We start from the raw sequence: 19,700 nt of genomic DNA, 5'->3' as shown, positions 1-19,700 counted from the left end.
TTTCATGATCTATTCATTTTTAGTTTTTACTGATAAGACAACACATCTAATAAAAACCCCTATTCCACTAAACAAAAAGGTGTGCCCGGACTAAATGAGCCGGACACACTTTACATCGGTAAAATCTATGTTCTTTACTTATATTCCTGCCAGCTCTTGATCTCTATATCGTCTATAGACAAGGTACAGAATGCTTCGATAAAGGCACTTGCCAAGCGGGCATTCGTGATCAGAGGGACATTCAGGTCGGTTGCGGCACGGCGGATCTTATAACCGTTGTCCAGCTCTCCGGCGGAAAGGTCGCGCGGGATATTGACCACCATGTCGATCTTCTTTTCGTGGAGCATGGTGAGTGCCTGCGGCTGTTTGCCTTCTTCACTCGGCCAGTAGACCAAGGTACTCGGGATATTGTTTTCTTCCAGGAAGCGGTGTGTTCCGCCGGTAGCGAACAGGCTGTATCCTTTGCGGGCAAGCATCTTCGCTGCATCCAGCATGGCCACTTTCTGTTTCGGTGTTCCGGTCGAGAGCAGGATATTCTTTGCCGGGATACGCTGTCCGACCGACAACATACTGGTCAGCACTGCTTCTGAAAGATCATCGCCAAGGCAACCTACTTCACCGGTCGATGCCATATCCACGCCCAGCACCGGGTCGGCTTTCTGCAAGCGGTTGAAGGAGAACTGCGAAGCTTTGATACCTACATAATCGAGGTCGAACGCATTCTTATGCGGCTTTTCGACAGGCAAGCCCAGCATGATACGGGTAGCCAGTTCGATAAAGTTTATCTTTAACACCTTGCTCACGAAGGGGAAACTACGAGAAGCACGGAGGTTACATTCGATTACCTTGATCTCGTTACCCTTCGCCAGATACTGGATATTGAACGGGCCGGAGATATTCAGCTCCTTCGCGATCTGCTTGCTGATGCGTTTGATGCGGCGCACCGTTTCCACATACAGTTTCTGTGCCGGGAACTGGATTGTCGCATCACCGGAATGCACACCGGCAAACTCGATATGCTCGCTGATGGCATACATCACGATCTCGCCATGATCGGCCACCGCATCCATCTCTACTTCTTTCGCATGTTCGATGAACTGGCTCACTACGACCGGATGCTTCTTGCTGACGTTGGCCGCCAGTTGAAGGAAGCGTTCCAGCTCTTCCTGGTTGGAGCAGACATTCATCGCCGCACCACTCAGCACGTAACTCGGGCGAACCAATACCGGGAAGCCTACCTCCTCCACGAATGTATTGATATCATCCATAGAAGAAAGTTCTTTCCAACGCGGCTGGTCTACTCCGATGCGGTCGAGCATGGCGGAGAACTTCTCGCGGTCTTCGGCATTGTCGATACTCTTCGCGGATGTTCCGAGGATATTTACATGCTGTTCGTCCAGGCGCATCGCCAGGTTGTTCGGTATCTGCCCTCCGGTAGAGACGATCACGCCGTGCGGATTTTCCAGTTCGAGGATGTCCATCACGCGTTCGAAGGTCAGTTCGTCGAAGTAGAGACGGTCGCACATATCGTAATCGGTCGAAACCGTTTCAGGGTTATAGTTGATCATCACCGAGCGCCAACCCTCCTTGCGAATCGTGTTCAGCGCCTGCACGCCGCACCAGTCGAACTCTACCGAGCTACCGATACGGTAAGCACCCGAACCGAGCACCACAATCGAACGTTTGTCGCCCAGATATTGCACATCGTTTTCCGTTCCGCTGTAGGTCAGATACAGGTAGTTGGTCTGTGCCGGATATTCGGCGGCGAGAGTATCGATCTGTTTCACTACCGGAAGGATGCCACGATATTTACGATCCTGACGCACCTGCAGGATGGCTCTTTCGCCGTCTTCCATTTTATCTTTGAAGATGGCGCGGGCAATCTGGAAGTCAGAGAAACCCTGCACTTTGGCCAGACGAAACAGGTCGTCGGGTATACCGGTTATCTTGCTGAAGCTTTCCAGGGCTCCGGCAGTCTGGATGATATTATATAGTTTCTGAAGGAACCATTTGTCGATCTTTGTCAGGTCGTGGATCTGGTCGATCGTGTAACCGGCGCGGAAAGCCTTGCTGATGACGAAGATACGGCGGTCGGTCGGCTCGTTCAACGCCTTGTCGATATCGGGAATGACCAGTTCTTTGTTTTCCACGAAGCCGTGCATACCCTGGCCGATCATGCGGAGACCTTTCTGGATCGCCTCTTCGAAAGTACGTCCGATCGCCATCACCTCTCCTACCGACTTCATGCTTGAACCCAGTTCGCGGGCTACACCATGGAACTTACCCAAGTCCCAGCGCGGTATCTTACATACCACATAGTCGAGTGCCGGCTCAAAGAAAGCGCTGGTCGTTTTCGTTACCGAGTTCTTCAGGTCGAACAGGCCGTAACCCAGACCTAATTTGGCTGCCACGAAAGCCAACGGATAACCGGTTGCTTTCGACGCCAGAGCGGAAGAACGGCTCAGGCGGGCATTGACCTCGATCACCCGGTAGTCTTCCGATTCGGGGTCGTAGGCGTACTGCACGTTACATTCTCCCACAATTCCGATATGACGAATGATGCGGATAGCCAGTTCACGCAGTTTATGATAGTCCGTGTTGCTCAATGTCTGTGACGGGGCGATCACAATAGACTCGCCGGTATGGATGCCCAGCGGGTCGAAGTTTTCCATGTTACATACCGTGATACAGTTGTCGAAGCGGTCGCGAACCACCTCGTATTCCACTTCCTTCCAGCCTTTCAGGCTCTTCTCCACCAATACCTGGGGAGAGAAAGAGAAGGCTTTTTCGACCAGCACGTCCAGTTCTTCTTCATTGTCGCAGAAGCCTGAACCCAGGCCTCCCAACGCATAAGCGGCACGCACGATCACCGGATAACCCAGCTCGGCAGCGGCACGACGGGCATCGGCAGCGTTCTCCACCGCCTCACTCTTGATTGTCTTTACATCGATCTCGTCCAGTTTGCGGACAAACAGTTCGCGGTCTTCCGTATCCATGATGGCCTGTACCGGAGTCCCCAATACACGGACATTATATTTTTCCAGTACGCCGCTCTGGTAAAGCGCCACACCGCAGTTGAGCGCCGTCTGTCCGCCGAATGCCAGCAGAATACCTTCGGGGCGTTCCTTTTCGATCACCTTTTCCACAAAGAAAGGAGTGACGGGCAGGAAATAAACCGTGTCCGCAACCCCTTCCGAAGTCTGTACCGTTGCAATGTTCGGGTTGATAAGCACCGTCTGGATGCCCTCTTCCTTGATGGCTTTCAATGCCTGGCTGCCTGAATAGTCGAACTCGCCCGCCTCACCGATCTTGAGGGCGCCCGAACCTAATATCAGGACTTTCTTTATATCTTCTTTCATCTTTCAATTTTCGTTTTATTGTAACAACATTTTTCATGGGATGCTTGAAGCCTCATTCAAGGCCCCCTTGAAGCCCCGTTCAAGCATGCCTTGAAGCCTCGTTCAAGCGACCGTTGAAACCTCGTTCAAGCATGCCTTGAAAAAAGCCTCCGGAAAAACTCACAACAGGTCTACAAATTTATCGAACATAAACTCCGTATCCGTCGGCCCACTACATGCCTCGGGATGGAACTGCGAGGAGAAGAAAGGTTTCGTTTTATGTTTGATACCTTCGTTCGTGCCGTCGTTCATATTGATGAAGAGCGGTTCCCAGTCGGCACCCAGCGTCGTGTTATCCACCGCGTATCCATGATTCTGCGAGGTGATGAAGCATTTCTCCGTCCCTACCATACGGACCGGCTGGTTATGGCTACGGTGTCCGTATTTCAGTTTGTAGATGGAGGCGCCTCCGGCTTTTGCCAGCAATTGGTTACCCATGCAGATACCGCAGATCGGTTTATCGCCGGAAAGTGCTTTGCGGATATTCTGAACGGCCGCATCGCAGGTATTCGGGTCGCCGGGGCCGTTACTGATGAACAGACCGTCGTATTCCAGCGTATTGAAATCGTAATCCCAGGGCACGCGGATAACCGTTACATTACGTTTCAGCAGGCAGCGGATGATGTTATGTTTCACGCCGCAATCCACCAGGACAACGCGTTTCTTACCTTCGCCTTCGCCGTAAGTAATCACTTTCTTACAGGACACTTTATCTACATAATTCACATTCGCGTATTCTCCGAAATCGGTTGCTTCGACTTTTTCCCCGCCAATCACGATCTTTCCCATCATCACGCCATGTTCGCGCAATTTCTTGGTCAGGGCACGTGTATCGATCCCATAAATTCCGGGAATACCTTCTTCTTTCAACCAGCTTCCCAAACTCTCTACAGCATTCCAATGACTATACTCATGACTGTAATCGCTTACGATGATGGCATCGGCATGTATCTTTTCACTCTCCATGAAAGTGGCAATTCCATCCGCCCCAAACGTACGGGCGGGTACACCGTAATTTCCTACCAGCGGATAAGTTAACACCATCAGCTGACCGGCATAGGAAGGGTCGGTCAGGCTTTCCGGATAACCTGTCATGGCAGTGTTGAACACTACTTCGCCGGTTACCTCTTTTTCACAGCCAAAAGAAAAGCCGCGAAAAACAGTCCCGTCGTCTAAGATCAAAGTTGCTGTTTTCTCTGTTTGCATATAATCTGTATCTTGTGTCATTTGACTAAATATTCTTCTTCCATATAATGTATGAAGGCATTGTTCACCATGCGTGCACCGCCCTGAGTCGGATAATCGCCGGAGAAATACCAGTCGCCCGGATGGTTCAGACAAGAAGCGTGTAGGCCTTCCAACGTCTGATAAACGATCTCCACTTTGGCGCGTGTACCGGCCGGTGTAAGCAGGTCGACCATCTTGGCGGATATTTCCTCGTCGGTGAACGGCGCATAAATCTCCTTCACATAGTTGACGATCGGACCTTCCTCCTTCGCCTGTTGCTTCTTGGCTTTCCAGTATGCCTCGGTGATAACGGATTCCATGCCCCGTTCCTTCAGCAAAGCGACTGCGGCCTTGAAAGCGATAAACTCGTTCATCCGCGACATGTCGATACCGTAATAATCCGGATAACGTACCTGCGGAGAGGAAGACACGATCACGATCTTCCGCGGATGCAGGCGGTCCAGGATACCGATAATACTTTGTTTCAGGGTTGTTCCGCGAACAATGCTATCATCTATTACAACCAGATTATCAACGAATGGTTCGATACTTCCGTAAGTTATATCGTACACATGGGCGGCCAGGTCGTTACGGCTGTTGCCTTCGGCGATAAAGGTACGCAACTTTATGTCTTTAATCGCTACTTTTTCGGCACGGACACGCATGGAAAGTATCTGGTCGAGTTCTTCTTCCTGAAGTAGGTGGCTGCGGTCGGCAATCCACTCTTTCTTCAGCTTGTTCAGGTAGTTGTTCAACCCCTCCTGCATTCCAAAATAAGCGACCTCCGCCGTATTGGGGATGAAGGAGAAGACTGTATGTTTGATGTCGTAATCGACAGCTTTCAATATCGGGTGCACCAGATTCTCCCCCAGCTTCTTCCGTTCGCGGTAAATATCCACATCGCTGCCCCGGGAGAAGTAGATACGTTCGAACGAACAGGCTTTATTCTCTTCCGGCTCCACGATCTGCGAAGTACGGAAACGGCCGTCTTTACTGATAAACATCGCTTCTCCACGCTGCAACTCCTTTATATCCCCGGCTTGCACGTTCATTGCCGTCTGGATCACCGGACGTTCGGAGGCCAGCACCACGATCTCGTCGTCGGCATAATAAAAAGCCGGACGGATGCCCCAGGGATCGCGCACGCTGAACGACTCGCCGCTACCGGTCAGGCCACAGATCACAAACCCGCCGTCCCAGGTCGGCACGCAACGTTTCAACACATTCGACAGGTCCATATGTCCTTCGATCGCATGTGTAATATCCATGCCCCGCAATCCTTCTTCTTCATATTTCCGGTACAAACGCTCCACTTCCCTGTCCAGACGGTGCCCCATCTGTTCGAGCATGATATAGGTATCGGCATATTTGCGCGGATGCTGTCCGATAGCTGTAATTTCTTTGAAAATGTCGTTTACGTTTGTGAGGTTGAAATTTCCGCAAAGAGCGAGGTTCTTGGCTCTCCAGTTGTTACGGCGTAAAAAAGGATGGACGTAGGAAATACCGGACTTACCGGTCGTGCTGTAACGGAGGTGCCCCATATAAAGTTCTCCGGCGAAAGGAAGGTTTGCTTTAGCGAAAAGCGGATCGTTTAATTTACCGGGTGGTAAATCTTTGTAATGATCGTGAACGGCGGCGAATATCTCGGTTATAGCTCCTGTTCCCAACGCTCTTTCCCGAAACATATATTCTTCACCGGGGCTTGCTTCTAACTTCACGCAGGCTAAACCGGCTCCTTCCTGTCCGCGGTTATGCTGCTTTTCCATCAGTAAGTAGAGTTTATTCAGGCCGTACATCCAGGTACCATACTTTTGATGATAATACTCTAAAGGCTTTAGTAACCGGACCATGGCGACTCCACACTCATGTTTAAGTTGTTCCATCTGGTTATATCTTGTTTATTTCAACTGCAAAGATACGCACTTTATTAAACACATTGTTCATATTAATGCAAAATAATTGACATATTAATAGAAATAATCATTTTATCCGGCATTTGGTTAAATTATTATATATTTCCGCATTGTTTCGATAATAGTACAAATGTAAAGCCAAATAAAGAGGTAGAACTATAATATGTAAGAAAAAAAGGCATTAGGCTGATACATTTACATCACTCCGATTCTTCCACTACCCACCGCTCGATATTCCGCATCTCATTGCTAAAGTTAACCCCGATCTTAAACAGCTTGCGGGGGTCTGTAGCAAAAGGCAAAGCATACTTCTTCCCGTCAATCTGCCGGAGCGCTTCTTCAGCAGTACCGTCGAGTTTGAACTCCATGATGTAGATAAACTGATCCGTTTGCAACACCAGATCGACCCGTCCCTGCGATGTATGGTATTCAGCCTTCACATAGAAGCCAATCAGTTTGAAGACGATGAAAAGCACATTCTGGTAATGAAGTTCCAGGTCACGCACCAACTCGTAAGGCGTGTCGGCAAAGAAACTTTGCAGGCGACGGAAAAAAGAATTGTAATCGCCGCTACGCACTTCACGAACAAACTTAATGATTTGAAAAGGTGCCTCCACCTTGTTCGTATCGGCATAGAAAGGCAGCAGGAACTTCATAAAACCCTCTTCCACCTCGCGGTTGGGAAAACCGAGACGGTAGATGCCAAATTCACGGTCATATCCTTTTATCGTCAGGTAGCCGCTCTGGTAAATGACAGGTATCGGGTCAGTCGACGATGAGTCAATGCTATTCAAGGTATCCGCATCGGTTTCCACCTGCGCCATATAGTGAAGGTCATAATGATGCATTTTCAGCAACTCCACCAGATAGGTCGGCGTTCCGGTCTCAAACCAGTAGTTGCCGAATTTCAGCTGGTCGAAGGTATTAAGCAGGCTGAACGGGTTATAAATGCCAACGGAGTCTTCAACGAAATGATAGCCGTCATAGCATACTTTCAGTTCGTTGCATATTTCTTCGTAAGTCATTTTCTGTTTACTCGCCAGTTCGTGCAATTCTTCTTCCAGATAATGATGTATCTCTCTTTCGCTTATACCGCATATTTCAACATAACGTTCATCCATCGACAAATCTTTCAGATTATTCAAGGCACTGAACACGCTCACTTTGCCGAACTTGGTAACTCCCGTCAACAACGCAAACTTTATGCAGCCGTCCATGCTTTTCAGCGCACCGTAAAAGGCCTGCAACGTGTCGCGAAACGACTTCTGCAATTCCTCGTTGCCAATAGCCTGCAACATAGGCTTGTCGTATTCATCGACCAGTATCACCACACGGTGGCCCGTCTTTTCATAAGCCCGGCGGATGATGCCTTGGAAACGCAGTGACAATCCTATTTCGGATGCTTGAGCACCATAAATCTTTTCCCATTCCGATAATGTTGCATGGAGAATATGCTCCAGGCTTTCCGGCGTATCGTATTTCTGTGCATTGAGATCGATGTGCAGCACAGGACGTTTCACCCAGTCCTTTTCCAGCTTGTCCATAGCCAGTCCTTCAAAAAGTTCACGCTTCCCTTCGAAGTAAGCTTCAAGCGTCGATACCAGCAGACTCTTCCCAAAGCGACGCGGGCGGCTGAGAAAATAATACCGGCCACTGTTTACTAACTGGTAAACCAACGATGTTTTATCGACATAAAAGTATCCGTCATTGCGGAGACTTTCAAAGTTCTGTATTCCGATAGGATATTTCTTTCTCATGATCTGACGGCTTTTTGAAATTTCTCTGCACAAAGTTACTACAAAAAAGTGAAATGCGGAAAGATATAGTGATAGAATTGAGTTACAGGGGTTTCAGTTGTACTTCCGATTATTCGTGAAGCCATCGCAATCACCGCTGAAGCCAAATCAGGACACCGATACGTTACTTGTCCGTAACCATACCCAAAAGGGCGACAAACGGACACGGATGGCGAAACAAGACGTTAAGGATTAGTGAGTTACTGACAACCCACGCAACAAATCCGGTTACGGAAAAAGATTGCGCCGTTCCTCCCCGTTTTGCGTACCGACACCGGACTCTTCACCAACTAATTTTGAACCTAAAAAAATTAAGGACGATGAAGAGTACATTTTCAGTAATCTACTACCTCAAGCGTCAGGTAGTGAAAAAGGACGGGACAGTACCCGTCATGGGACGCATCACGGTGGACGGCAGCCAGACGCAGTTCAGTTGCAAACTGACCGTCGATCCCAAGCTGTGGGACACCAAAGGAGGACGTGTCACGGGCAGAAGCACGGCGGCACTCGAAACGAACCGCATGCTCGACAAGATGCGGGTACGCATCAACAAACACTATCAGGAAATCATGGAGCGTGACAACTTTGTCACGGCGGAGAAGGTCAAGAACGCCTTTCTCGGACTGGAACACCGCTACCACACGCTGATGCAGGTGTTCCGCCAGCACAACGAGGACTACGAGAAACAGGTGGAGGCTGGCATGAAAGCCAAAGGCACGCTCTTGAAGTACAGGACCGTTTACAAGCACCTGCAAGAGTTCCTCACCATCCGCTACCGCGTGAAGAATATTGCACTGAAAGAGCTTACGCCCGCCTTCATCTCCGACTTCGAGATGTTCCTGCGCACGGACAAGCACTGCTGCACCAATACCGTGTGGCTGTATGTCTGCCCGCTGCGGACGATGGTGTTCATCGCCATCAACAACGAGTGGCTCACACGCGACCCGTTCCGGGAGTACGAAATCAAGAAGGAGGAAACGACACGCAGTTTCCTGACGAAAGAGGAAATCCGGCTGCTGATGGAGGGCAGGCTGAAAAACGCCAAGCAGGAGCTTTACCGCGACCTCTACCTGTTCTGCGCCTTCACGGGCTTGTCGTTCGCCGACATGCGCAACCTGACGGAAGAGAACATCCATACCTACTTCGACGAACACGAGTGGATAAACATCAACCGCCAGAAGACGGGCGTGGTGTCCAATATCCGCCTGCTCGACATCGCAAAGCGCATCATCGACAAATACCGGGGTCTGTGCGGGAACGGCAGGATTTTCCCCGTTCCCCACTACAACACGTGCCTTGCCGGAATCCGTTCCGTCGCCAAGCGTTGCGGCATCACCAAGCACATCACGTGGCATCAGAGCCGCCACACGGCAGCCACGACGGTGTTCCTCTCCAACGGCGTACCCATCGAAACGGTGAGTTCCATGCTGGGACACAAGAGCATAAAAACGACACAGATTTACGCGAAAATCACCAAAGAGAAACTCAACCAAGACATGGAGAACCTTGCCGCAAGGTTGAACGGCATCGAGGAATTTGCAGGTTGCACCATCTAAAAACAGAGAAGCCATGACACGAGGAACCATCATCATAGAGGACAACACGGTCAGCGTAACCGGTAACGAAATATGGATGACCGCCACAGAAATCGCCGGGCTGTTCCACACGGGCGTCCCGGCAGTGAACGCCGCCATCAGAGCCGTCCGCAAGCCGGACGTGCTGAACGACTACGAGGTGTGCCGCTACATGCGGCTTGAAAACGGGCTGCACGCGGATGTTTACTCGCTTGAAATCATCATCCCCGTCGCCTTCCGGCTGAACACCTACCATGCACACGTGTTCCGCACGTGGCTGGTAGGCAAGGCACTCTCGAAGGAAAAGCGGCAGGCATACGTGATGTTCATACAGAACGGAAAAGCCGGGTATTGCTAAACACGCATAAAAAGAAAAAGGAAACGGACAGCCCCGTGAAGGAGTTGTCCGTTTCCTTTTTTCATGCAGCCGCCTTATTCCATCGGCTTGCGGTAGTTCGCCTCCAGCAGCTCGCGCAACCCCGATTCGGGGTAAAGCACCTTTCCTCCCAAAAGGATAAAGGGCAGCACCCTGTTGTTGCGGTACTCCTGCAAGGTGCGGCGGCTGACACGGAGCAGTTCCGCCACCTCCCTGTCCGTCAGGTAACGCTCCCCGTCCAACGGCGGGCGGTAACTTTCCAGAAAGGCGGAGAGCCATTTCGAGCCTTTGCGCATGTTCTGTACGACGGTGGCAAGCGGCTCGTCCTCCATCGTAAACACTTCATTGTTCTCGTTCATCATCATTTCGGATTCAGTGGGTTGTGAATAATAAAATTCATTTTCCGCCGGGATAGAGCGTGCCGACAAGCGGAATGAGCCTTTTGACCTCCTCCGGCTTGTAATAGAACCTGCGGTTAATCTGCGAGAGCCGATAAGCCGCCTGTCACGCAAGGTCTGCAACGTGCGCGGGCTGATCCTCAACTGCCCGCAGACCTCCTCGCCCGTGAGCCACCTTTCCATCCGCCCGCCGTCGCTCCTGCGCCTCAGGGCGGCTACCTTCTCCGCGAGGGCGTTGAAGGACGCCACCATCATCTCGAAGGTCTTTTTCTCGATAGATACTATTTCCATAAGCAAAACATTTCAGAGTTTGCCGCAAAGGTAACGAAGCCGCCTTGAACATGTGCCGTTTCCCGCTAAAAGGCAGCTTGTTGCGCCGTCTGTCCGGGTAACGGAGCCATTATCCGTAAAAATCTTACGTGAGCCACGTAGTGAGCTGTTAAAGCCCCTTTTGTTTATTGCCGAATTTTGTCGCAGAAACCAAAAGAAAGGACTGAATATGAAAGTGATAACGATGGAAAGTTCCGCCTTCACCGCATTGACGGAACAGATAGCCGAGATAGCGGCACACGTGCGTGCCGTTTCCGGCGGGAGGAAGGAAGAAGCTCCAGACAGACTGCTCACCACCCGCGAGGCGGCGCACCTGCTGAACGTGAGTTGCCGCACCCTCCAGCGTATGCGCAGCGAACAGCGCATCGCCTATGTCGTACTGCGCGGCAAGTGCCGCTACCGGCAGTCTGAAATAGACCGCCTGCTCGAAGATAGCACCGTCACGGGTGATGCCGCGACACCGGAACAGATGAAACGCAACCACACGCTGCGCACGGGCGGCCAACCCAAAGGAAGGAGGACATAGGACATGGAACTGCTTACCCGCAACAATTTCGAGAGCTGGATGCAGAAGGTGATGGAACGGCTCGACCGTCAGGACGAGATGCTGCTCTCCATGCAGCCGTCCGGCAAAGCCCCGAACCCGATGGACGGGATCAGGCTTTTCGACAACCAAGACCTGTGCATGCTGCTCCAGATCAGCAAGCGCACCCTGCAACGCTACCGCAGCATTGGCGCGCTGCCCTACAAGACGCTCGGCAAAAAGACCTATTACAGCGAGGCGGACGTGCTGACGTTCCTCTCCGAACATGTAAAGGACTTCCGCAAGGAAGATATAGCCTTCTATAAGGCTCGTATCCATAATTTCTTTCAAAAATAACCATTAAAACATTTTTCAGATGGCAAAGAAAAAAGACGAAAAGGACGTGCTGGTTGTCCGTGACGAGAAGACGGGCGAAATCAGCGTGGTAGCCGGGCTGAACGCCGACGGCTCCCCCAAGCGCATCCCCGCGAAAGCGGAGAACGCGCAGAGTTTCCTGCAATTCGACCGGCACGGCGACGTGCTGGACAACTTCTTCAAGAACTTCTTCCGGCAGTGCAAGGAACCCAGCCGCTTCGGTTTCTACCGTGTCGCGGCGGACCAAGCCGACAAGCTGCTGGAGGTTATCAAGGACTTGCTGAAAGACCCCGACGGCAACAAGGAGATGCTTACGCCCCACAAGGTGGACACCTCCGGCTACGAAAAGAAAGTACAGGAGGAGCAGTCCGCCGAAAAGCAGGAACAACCGGAACAGAAACTAGATGACGAATCTAAAAAACAGGAAGAAATGGAACAGAAAAACGAACAGAATCAGGAAAGCCCGCAGCAGACGCAGGGCAACCGGGGCTACCAGCCCATCGACGAGAGCAAGATCAACTGGCAGGAGTTGGAGGAGAAATGGGGCGTGAAGCGCGACGACCTTGAAAAGTCGGGCGACCTTGACAGGATGCTCAACTACGGCAAGTCCGACTTGGTGAGGGTGTCGCCCAATTTCGGCGGAGAGGCTTTCGAGTTGGACGCCCGCCTCTCTTTCAAGAAGGACGGCGAGGGCAACGTCAGCCTTGTGCCGCACTTCATCCGCAAGGAGCAGAAGCTCGACGAGTACAAGGAACACAAGTTCTCCGACGACGACCGGAAGAACCTGCGCGAAACGGGCAACCTCGGCAGGGTCGTGGACCTCGTGGACAGGGAAACGGGCGAGATCATCCCCTCGTTCGTCAGTATTGACCGCAAGACGAACGAAATCACGGATGTCCCGGCGAACAAGGTGCGCATACCGGAGCGCATCGGCAAGACGGAAATCACCAAGCAGGAGCAGGACATGCTGCGTGCCGGGCTGCCCGTGCGCGACAAGCTCATCGAGCGCAAGGACGGCAGGAAGTTCGTCACCACCCTGCAAGTGAACGTGGAGCAGCGCGGCGTGGAGTTCGTGCCGGGAACCGGCAGGTCGCCCCGTACCGCCCGGACGCAGGAAACGAAGAACAACCCCGCACAGGGACAGGCGCAGGGTACGGAGAATGCCGGGGGCACGAACAAGGAGCAACGCCGCAACACGTGGACGAACGCCGACGGCAGCATCCGCCCCATCAGCAAATGGAGCGGCGTGGACTTCACCGAGCAGCAGAAAGCCGACTACGTGGCGGGCAAAGCCGTGAAGCTGGAGAACGTGACCGATAAGCAGGGCTTCCACGCCACGATGTACATCAGGTTCAACCCGGAGAAGGGACGCCCGTACCGCTACGACACCAACCCCGACAACGCGCAGAAGGTCGCACCTTCCAACGAGAGCCGCACGCAGGTGGCGGTGAACAGCGAGGGCAAGACCAACGAGGCTACCAAGAACCTGAAAGAGCCGTTGCGGAAGGGACAGACCGCCCCGAAGGATGCCGCACAGCAACAGCAGCAGAAAAGAAACAATAAGGGCATGAAGATGTAATCCCGTGTCCGCCACTAAATCCGAAGTAACATTTGTAAAATTCAAAACGACAAAAAAATATGAAGACAATCATTGCAGAAAAGCCGTCTGTGGCACGTGAGATCGCCCGTATCGTGGGCGCGACAAAGAGAGGGGAAGGATATTTCGAGGGAGGCGGCTACGCCGTGACATGGGCGTTCGGACACCTCGTGCAGCTTGCCATGCCCGACGGCTACGGCATACGCGGCTTCGTCCGTGACAACCTGCCCGTCATCCCCGACACCTTCACGCTCGTCCCCCGTCAGGTAAAGACGGAGAAGGGCTACAAGCCCGACAGCGGCGTGGTGGCTCAGATTAAAACCGTCGCCCGGCTATTCAAGGAAAGCGAACAGATCATCGTGGCGACCGATGCCGGACGCGAGGGTGAGCTTATCTTCCGCTACCTCTACCATTATACCGGATGCACCACCCCGTTCGTCCGCCTCTGGATAAGCTCGCTTACCGACAAGGCTATCCGCGAGGGACTGCGCAACCTTGAAGCGGGCGGCAAATACGACAACCTCTATCTTGCCGCCAAAGCGCGGAGCGAATCAGACTGGCTCGTGGGCATCAACGGCACGCAGGCACTCTCCACCGCCGCCGGACACGGCACGTACTCCGTCGGACGGGTGCAGACACCTACATTGGCGATGGTGTGCGCACGCTATTGGGAGAACCGCCGCTTCACACCCGAAGCCTTCTGGCAGCTCCATATCGCAACGGACGGTTGCGATGAAGGAACGGTGAAGTTTTCCTCTTCCGAAAAATGGAAAGAGAAAGAGCCCGCGACGGAACTATATAATAAGGTGAAGTCGGCAGGCACAGCCACCGTCACAAAAGCAGAGCGCAAGGAGAAGACGGAGGAAACTCCGCTTCTGTACGATCTGACCACGCTCCAGAAGGAAGCCAACGCAAAACACGGCTTCACGGCGGAACAGACGCTTGAAATCGCACAGAAGCTCTACGAGAAAAAACTCATCACATATCCGCGAACCGGAAGCCGCTACATCCCCGAAGACGTATTCACCGAGATCCCCAAGCTGCTCGCCTTCATCGGGGCGATGCCCGAATGGAAAGGCAAGGTGCAGTCGAAAGCCGTACCGACACGCAGAAGCGTGGACGGTAGCAAGGTGACGGACCACCACGCCCTGCTCGTCACGGGAGAGAAGCCGCTGTTCCTCTCCAAAGAGGACAGCACCATCTATCAGATGGTTGCCGGGCGCATGTTCGAGGCGTTCTCCGAGAAATGCGTCAAGGACACCGCCACCGTCACGGTGGAGTGTGCCGGAGTGGAGTTCACGATGAAAGGCAGCGTCATCAGGCAAGCCGGATGGCGTGCCGTCTATGGCGAGGAAGATAAGGAAGAAACCGCCATCCCCGGTTGGAAGGAAGGCGATATGCTGACGCTGAGAGGCTGCTCCATCACGGAGGGCAAGACCAAACCCAAGCCGCTGCATACCGAAGCGACACTGTTGTCGGCAATGGAAACGGCGGGCAAGGAAATCGAGGATGACACGCTGCGTCAGGCGTTGAAGGACTGCGGCATCGGCACGCCCGCCACCCGTGCGGCGATTATCGAAACGCTCTTCAAGCGCGGATACATGGAACGCTGCAAGAAATCGCTTGTACCGACTGAAAAAGGGCTTGTGTAATAAGCAAATTTTAAATCGACATTTTTCGGTAAAGTTAAATCGACATATGATATTCGAGACCCTCCGTTTATAATATTGATTGTCTTAGGATACTGGTCATCTTTGGCTGGGGGTACCCCCAGCCAAAGATGAGTCTTTTCCGGTTTCAAAAATAGATTTTCGATTTCCCATCCGATAGCTTTGTCCCGAGAGTTTTATTACCTCGCAGTGATATAATAATCGGTCAAGTATAGCGGAAGCGAGTACTTCATCATCCAGTGTTTTTGCCCACTCTGTTGGTGCCTTGTTGGTAGTGATTATCAGCGATGCTTTCTCGTGAAGCGTGTTGATTAGGTTGAAAAATCCTGCAGCATCTTCTTTCTTCACCGGGAAGAGCATGATGTCGTCGATGGCTACCAGATCGGCTTTGAGCAGACGGTTATAGGCACTCATGGCTGAAGGCATCAGGCTTTTCATCTTAATGGTGTTTATGACATCCTCCATCGTAACCATATATGCTTTGTATCCTTGTCCTACGGCCTCATATACGAGGCCTGCGGCGATGAAGGTCTTGCCTGTACCCGATGGTCCCATAAGTATCAGGTTGTAATTCTGCTCGAGCCATCCAAGTCGGCGCAGATCGCGTAGTCTGGGGGCGGTTATACCTTGCGAGTAGTTGTGGTCAAAAAGGTCGAGATCATGCCTTGCCGGCAGAGCCGCCGCTTTCAGACGTCGTTGGAAGTCTTTGCTGTCCCTCTCTTGCACCTCACGGGCCAGCAGGTCATGAAGGAACTCTACATGGGTCTTTCCTTGTTCCTGTGCCAGATGAGCCTCGGATTCCAACAGACGTGGAAGGGCGTATAGCCGCAGGCGTGAGCACAAGCTTCTGATTTGTTCGTTGATTGTCATACGAAGAGTGTATTAAAGATTGATATATCTGTTTTCTCAGGGGTCATGCCGGAGGTGTCTGCCTGGGGTAAAGGTTCCGTTTCCGTCCGCACCTCGATAAGAGCCTCCCCATTATGGACTCTAAGGTACTCGGCTACCTCCATCAGGCGGCATCCGTTAAAGACGCCTGCCTCAAGGCATTGAGTGAAAGACCGGGTAAGTGTGGCATTGGAGTATGCCCCATGCCGGCGGGCTATGAACTGGAGGTTGTCGCGATAGTTGCGAGCCTTATGTACGCGCAGTTGTGAGAGGTATTCGTCAACCACTGCGCTCTGGGGAAGCTCCTTGCGCACAGAAGCCTCATAGTCGTTCAGTGAGGCTTCTCGGTCACGCCGGTGCGAGGTGTTGCTGATCAGGCGTCCCTTGTCACCGCTTATCTTGTGACTGGCAAGGGTTTTGCCCGTATCATGGCTATAGATGTGCAGTTTGCCTTCTTTTTCTTCCAGATAGACAAGCGTCTGATAGCCGCGGTAAGTTCCCGTAGGAACGGTGTAATAGTTGCCCCTGTAATTTATCACGTTGTCCTTGCGCACATGATGTGGCACGAGCTTTTCACAAGGTACTGTAGGGACTCCTTTATAAGGCATGAGATATGTTTTTTCCCTCTCGAACTCATCGGAAGGGACACGACGTATGCCGTGGTGTTCCGTACCGTTGGCTGTACGTTCCAGCCAGCTCAGGACATCCTTGTTCAGCAGGTCGATGTCGATAAACTCACGACCGCGAAGGAAGTTGTACTTCACATATTTGACCACGTTCTCTATCTTACCCTTACTTTGGGGATCGGACTTATGGCAGAATACGGGCTCGAAGCCATGTTCCCGAACCAGGGCACGGAAGCTGCTGGTAAGCACCAGATCGCCAAGGTTTTCCTTAACTAGCAATACCTTGTCCTGATCATAAATGATTTTCCGGGGTATACCTCCGAAGTGCTCAAAGGCCAGTTCATGGGCATAGACAGCAAGTGCGGTGGTAAACGGTGTCCGGCTAAAATACACGAACTTGTACCTGCTCCGGCTCAGGGACATCGCAAAGAAATAGACTTTTAGAGACTGCCCCTGAGAGGTTCGCATCCAGCGCTCGCCGAAATCACATTGGGCGTATTCTCCATAAGGAGTCTCAGGCTGCTTCTCATAGGGACGGTAACTCTTTTCCACCTCTTTGGGCAGATTATGTGTCAAACGAATTCGGTTGATGAAGTTGAAAACCGTTTTGGGAGTAACTGCCGGAAGATCCACAAAATTCTCCTTTAACCTGTCATGGATCTGAGGGGCGGACAGAAAAGGCCATTTAACAAGCTCCTCCACTACATAAGTCTCGTAAGCGTCAAGCTTATGCCCGTAATGCCGGTCATAGCTCTGGCTAGATATGAACTCATCTTCTGTCATAGACAGATACTTGGACACCGTCTGACGGTGAAGGCCTAAAGACAAACCTATCTGGCTTTTGTTTAGGCCGGATGAAAATAATTCTTTAACTTTGTTCCACATTAGATACTTCTTTTATTTGGAAGTCTCGGTCATAGCATTGTAATTAATAGTTGGCACTACAAAATTACAATGCTATTTTTTTCTAATCATGTCGATTTTACTTTTCCGATTTTTGACGAGACAAAGTTACCGATTACATGTACTGACAGCACTCTGTTCCGTATCACCATTTCGGGATTGCTTGTGTAGCGTTGGTACAGGTAGAAATGGTGTGAGCCGAAGCCGTAAAGGAAGAACTTGTCAAGTTCGTGTTTCTCGGCAAAGTCCTTTACACCCGCCCTTAACCGCTCTTCACTCTGACAAAAAGTGAGGAGGTTCATAAATTCAAGGAACATCGTGGGGATTTTATCGTCCCACAAGCAAACCATGCTTTCAAATCTTACTTCCATATTGTTCTTTATTATAGGTTGATATTATGCTGCGTTCATCCGCTGACGGATAAGTTCGGTATTGTCCTCCACAAGTCGGATGATGCGGTCGTGGTACTCGGTATTGGAATTGCATACCCCTCTGCTCTGTACCACTTTCAGCGTTTTCAGTGACACTTCTATCGTTTCAATCCGTTTGCCGTCAATGGTGGCGGATAGGATAAGGGAGTTTGCCTTGTTGTGATAACCACCCACACAATGGTGCATCATCCGCCCTTCCTCCACCATTTCCTCAACGCTCTCTATGACCTTGATGCAGATAAGGCTGTCGGAGAACACAAGTCCGAAGAAGATGCCTTTGGCTTTCAGATAGTTCTTCTCGTCCTCAATCGCCTTTTTCCGTTGCTGTTCCGTCCGCTCACGCTCCCTTTGCAGGTTGCGCTTTGCCACCAACTTGTCGTGTTCCGCTTTGAGGTCGGCAGGGCAGACGTATTTCGGGCTGTTCGTGTCCTTGCTGAAATGCCGCAGTAGGTCGATGGTGTCACGCCATACGGAGCCGTCCGAAATGGTGTAACCATTGCGGATGCAAATCTTGACGGATGCCCAATACCGTCCCATGTCAAAGGAACTGCGGATATAGTGGCGCAACATGGCGTATTGCCCTGCCTTCAAGAGTGTTTCGGCTCGGCTGTCGGAAAGGATAGCCGTGAAAAGGTCATACGGCAGTGTGTTGTGATAGTCCCCGTTGAAGCCGTTGCGTTTCAGTTCGGGGATGAAACGCTGTCGGGGATAGGTACACACAGGTGCTATATCGTATGCGTGAAGTCTGTTGTTCTTGCGCACTTCCATGTCGCTGTATTCAGACCATTGGTCATAATACAACATTGACATACCACGCAGTCGGGCAACGGTGGTTGTCTTTCCATCGGGTGAAATCCACCTCTGCACCACTTCATAAATGGAATACTCGGCTGCTTGCCCTGCCTTGTATCGGGACTTGACGAAGAAGAAGCGTATCACTTGGTACTGCTTGCTGGTGGTGACGATAGAGAAATACTCATTGTCGTTGAAAACACTCTTTCGGGTACGCAACGCTTCCAACTGCATACTGCAATGGGGGCAGATGCATCCGCAAAGGGTGTCTGCAAGGTCGTGGTCGCTCTTCCACGAATGTCCGCACTCGGTACAGATGTTCGTGCCGTCCGCTCTCTTGATTGCATAATGCTTGAAGCAATGGCGGAAAGCGTATGCCTTTTGCGTGGCGGTCAATCTCGGTAGTCGCTTGCTCAGATGCGCGACTTCCTGCTGTATGTGTGTTCTCGGTTTCATAAGCTTAAATCAAATAATGAGGGTTGTTGTATTTCTTGGATGGTCGCTTTGGTGGCGGTTCTCGGCTTGTTGCGGTTCTGCAACTTGCGGAGTTCCTCGTCTTGGTATTGTCGGATAACGTTCTGCCGTGCTTCCGCCTTTTCCTCTGCGGTGAGTTCCACCACATAGTTCACGGCTACTTGGCATTGGATAGGCTTGCCCACCTCTATTTCGTTCTCGTCATAGTAGTGTACGGCTTGTCCGTATATCTCCCCGTCCGTGAAGCCGTTGCAACCGCTTTTCTGCACATAGTTCAGAATGTAGGTCACACAATCGTCTATGTTCTTGGCAGGGTTGCGGTAATTCTTGGCAAAGAGCGCATCTTCCGCTGCACGTTGCTCCAAATACATCTGTATCGTTCTCTTGAAATGGTCTGTCGTTTTCATAT

General features: G+C 51.6%; 15 protein-coding genes and 2 pseudogenes. 6 read left to right on the top strand and 11 right to left on the bottom strand.

The window, feature by feature from the left end:
- Nucleotides 1-134: 134 nt before the first annotated feature.
- The 4 genes from carB to DWW91_RS23705 form a co-directional block, all read right to left on the bottom strand.
- Nucleotides 135-3,359, bottom strand: a complete 3,225-nt coding sequence (gene carB / locus DWW91_RS23720; protein ID WP_122329100.1) for a carbamoyl-phosphate synthase (glutamine-hydrolyzing) large subunit — start codon at nucleotides 3,357-3,359, stop codon at nucleotides 135-137.
- Nucleotides 3,360-3,518: 159 nt separating this feature from the next.
- Nucleotides 3,519-4,625 (bottom strand): glutamine-hydrolyzing carbamoyl-phosphate synthase small subunit, encoded by a 1,107-nt coding sequence (gene carA / locus DWW91_RS23715; RefSeq protein WP_007658373.1) that lies wholly within the window; start codon nucleotides 4,623-4,625, stop codon nucleotides 3,519-3,521.
- Nucleotides 4,622-6,508, bottom strand: coding sequence for an amidophosphoribosyltransferase (locus tag DWW91_RS23710; RefSeq protein WP_048314730.1), 1,887 nt, complete (start codon nucleotides 6,506-6,508; stop codon nucleotides 4,622-4,624). The genes carA and DWW91_RS23710 overlap by 4 nt, the downstream gene beginning before the upstream one ends.
- Before the next feature lie 230 nt (nucleotides 6,509-6,738).
- The gene (locus tag DWW91_RS23705) at nucleotides 6,739-8,295 is read right to left on the bottom strand and encodes an ATP-binding protein (RefSeq protein ID WP_199722625.1); all 1,557 of its coding nucleotides are present in this window, start codon (nucleotides 8,293-8,295) and stop codon (nucleotides 6,739-6,741) included.
- Nucleotides 8,296-8,654: 359 nt separating this feature from the next.
- On the opposite strand from DWW91_RS23705, the gene DWW91_RS23700 reads away from it, so the two are divergent.
- A complete protein-coding gene (locus tag DWW91_RS23700; RefSeq protein WP_122329122.1) occupies nucleotides 8,655-9,890 on the top strand; it encodes a site-specific integrase in 1,236 nt (411 codons plus the stop codon).
- Nucleotides 9,891-9,903: 13 nt separating this feature from the next.
- Nucleotides 9,904-10,266 carry a RhuM protein gene (locus DWW91_RS23695; RefSeq protein ID WP_122329099.1) on the top strand — a complete coding sequence of 121 codons (363 nt, stop codon included), beginning with the start codon at nucleotides 9,904-9,906 and terminating at the stop codon, nucleotides 10,264-10,266.
- 74 nt (nucleotides 10,267-10,340) lie between these two features.
- Here the strand turns inward: DWW91_RS23695 and DWW91_RS23690 are convergent, their stop codons facing one another.
- Both DWW91_RS23690 and DWW91_RS23685 read right to left on the bottom strand, forming a co-directional pair.
- Nucleotides 10,341-10,646 carry a helix-turn-helix domain-containing protein gene (locus tag DWW91_RS23690; RefSeq protein WP_008645571.1) on the bottom strand — a complete coding sequence of 102 codons (306 nt, stop codon included), beginning with the start codon at nucleotides 10,644-10,646 and terminating at the stop codon, nucleotides 10,341-10,343.
- A gap of 34 nt (nucleotides 10,647-10,680) precedes the next feature.
- Nucleotides 10,681-10,973, bottom strand: a pseudogene (locus DWW91_RS23685) (helix-turn-helix domain-containing protein).
- Nucleotides 10,974-11,181: 208 nt separating this feature from the next.
- Between DWW91_RS23685 and DWW91_RS23675 the strand changes: the two are divergent.
- The 4 genes and pseudogenes from DWW91_RS23675 to DWW91_RS23660 all read left to right on the top strand — a co-directional run.
- Complete coding sequence (locus DWW91_RS23675) at nucleotides 11,182-11,538, top strand: helix-turn-helix domain-containing protein (RefSeq protein WP_122329098.1); 357 nt, start codon at nucleotides 11,182-11,184, stop codon at nucleotides 11,536-11,538.
- Between the two features lie 3 nt (nucleotides 11,539-11,541).
- Entirely contained in the window at nucleotides 11,542-11,892 is a 351-nt protein-coding gene (locus DWW91_RS23670; RefSeq protein ID WP_122329097.1) for a helix-turn-helix domain-containing protein, read from the top strand.
- 19 nt (nucleotides 11,893-11,911) lie between these two features.
- Nucleotides 11,912-13,489, top strand: a complete 1,578-nt coding sequence (locus DWW91_RS23665) for a DUF3945 domain-containing protein (protein ID WP_122329096.1) — start codon at nucleotides 11,912-11,914, stop codon at nucleotides 13,487-13,489.
- A 59-nt stretch (nucleotides 13,490-13,548) separates the two neighbouring features.
- Nucleotides 13,549-15,153, top strand: a pseudogene (locus DWW91_RS23660) (DNA topoisomerase); the annotation flags it as partial.
- A 102-nt stretch (nucleotides 15,154-15,255) separates the two neighbouring features.
- Here DWW91_RS23660 and istB read toward each other — a convergent pair.
- The 5 genes from istB to DWW91_RS23635 form a co-directional block, all read right to left on the bottom strand.
- Complete coding sequence (gene istB, locus DWW91_RS23655) at nucleotides 15,256-16,047, bottom strand: IS21-like element helper ATPase IstB (protein ID WP_010800357.1); 792 nt, start codon at nucleotides 16,045-16,047, stop codon at nucleotides 15,256-15,258.
- A complete protein-coding gene (gene istA / locus DWW91_RS23650; RefSeq protein ID WP_117694571.1) occupies nucleotides 16,044-17,576 on the bottom strand; it encodes an IS21 family transposase in 1,533 nt (510 codons plus the stop codon). The genes istB and istA overlap by 4 nt, the downstream gene beginning before the upstream one ends.
- Nucleotides 17,577-17,662: 86 nt before the next feature.
- Entirely contained in the window at nucleotides 17,663-17,965 is a 303-nt protein-coding gene (locus DWW91_RS23645) for a hypothetical protein (RefSeq protein ID WP_122329095.1), read from the bottom strand.
- 24 nt (nucleotides 17,966-17,989) lie between these two features.
- Complete coding sequence (locus tag DWW91_RS23640; RefSeq protein WP_122329094.1) at nucleotides 17,990-19,273, bottom strand: PcfJ domain-containing protein; 1,284 nt, start codon at nucleotides 19,271-19,273, stop codon at nucleotides 17,990-17,992.
- Entirely contained in the window at nucleotides 19,270-19,698 is a 429-nt protein-coding gene (locus DWW91_RS23635) for a PcfK-like family protein (protein ID WP_122329093.1), read from the bottom strand. The genes DWW91_RS23640 and DWW91_RS23635 overlap by 4 nt, the downstream gene beginning before the upstream one ends.
- Nucleotides 19,699-19,700: the final 2 nt, after the last annotated feature.

Source organism: Parabacteroides sp. AF17-3 (assembly GCF_003635445.1).
GTDB lineage: Bacteria > Bacteroidota > Bacteroidia > Bacteroidales > Tannerellaceae > Parabacteroides > Parabacteroides goldsteinii.
This window is presented reverse-complemented; position numbering and strand designations above follow the sequence as displayed.

What these genes read in the sequence shown, in the direction of transcription:
- carB (WP_122329100.1), bottom strand. Translation starts at nt 3,359, where the DNA reads ATGAAAGAAGATATAAAGAAAGTCCTGATATTAGGTTCGGGCGCCCTC.
- carA (WP_007658373.1), bottom strand. Translation starts at nt 4,625, where the DNA reads ATGACACAAGATACAGATTATATGCAAACAGAGAAAACAGCAACTTTG.
- DWW91_RS23710 (WP_048314730.1), bottom strand. Translation starts at nt 6,508, where the DNA reads ATGGAACAACTTAAACATGAGTGTGGAGTCGCCATGGTCCGGTTACTA.
- DWW91_RS23705 (WP_199722625.1), bottom strand. Translation starts at nt 8,295, where the DNA reads ATGAGAAAGAAATATCCTATCGGAATACAGAACTTTGAAAGTCTCCGC.
- DWW91_RS23700 (WP_122329122.1), top strand. Translation starts at nt 8,655, where the DNA reads ATGAAGAGTACATTTTCAGTAATCTACTACCTCAAGCGTCAGGTAGTG.
- DWW91_RS23695 (WP_122329099.1), top strand. Translation starts at nt 9,904, where the DNA reads ATGACACGAGGAACCATCATCATAGAGGACAACACGGTCAGCGTAACC.
- DWW91_RS23690 (WP_008645571.1), bottom strand. Translation starts at nt 10,646, where the DNA reads ATGATGAACGAGAACAATGAAGTGTTTACGATGGAGGACGAGCCGCTT.
- DWW91_RS23675 (WP_122329098.1), top strand. Translation starts at nt 11,182, where the DNA reads ATGAAAGTGATAACGATGGAAAGTTCCGCCTTCACCGCATTGACGGAA.
- DWW91_RS23670 (WP_122329097.1), top strand. Translation starts at nt 11,542, where the DNA reads ATGGAACTGCTTACCCGCAACAATTTCGAGAGCTGGATGCAGAAGGTG.
- DWW91_RS23665 (WP_122329096.1), top strand. Translation starts at nt 11,912, where the DNA reads ATGGCAAAGAAAAAAGACGAAAAGGACGTGCTGGTTGTCCGTGACGAG.
- istB (WP_010800357.1), bottom strand. Translation starts at nt 16,047, where the DNA reads ATGACAATCAACGAACAAATCAGAAGCTTGTGCTCACGCCTGCGGCTA.
- istA (WP_117694571.1), bottom strand. Translation starts at nt 17,576, where the DNA reads ATGTGGAACAAAGTTAAAGAATTATTTTCATCCGGCCTAAACAAAAGC.
- DWW91_RS23645 (WP_122329095.1), bottom strand. Translation starts at nt 17,965, where the DNA reads ATGGAAGTAAGATTTGAAAGCATGGTTTGCTTGTGGGACGATAAAATC.
- DWW91_RS23640 (WP_122329094.1), bottom strand. Translation starts at nt 19,273, where the DNA reads ATGAAACCGAGAACACACATACAGCAGGAAGTCGCGCATCTGAGCAAG.
- DWW91_RS23635 (WP_122329093.1), bottom strand. Translation starts at nt 19,698, where the DNA reads ATGAAAACGACAGACCATTTCAAGAGAACGATACAGATGTATTTGGAG.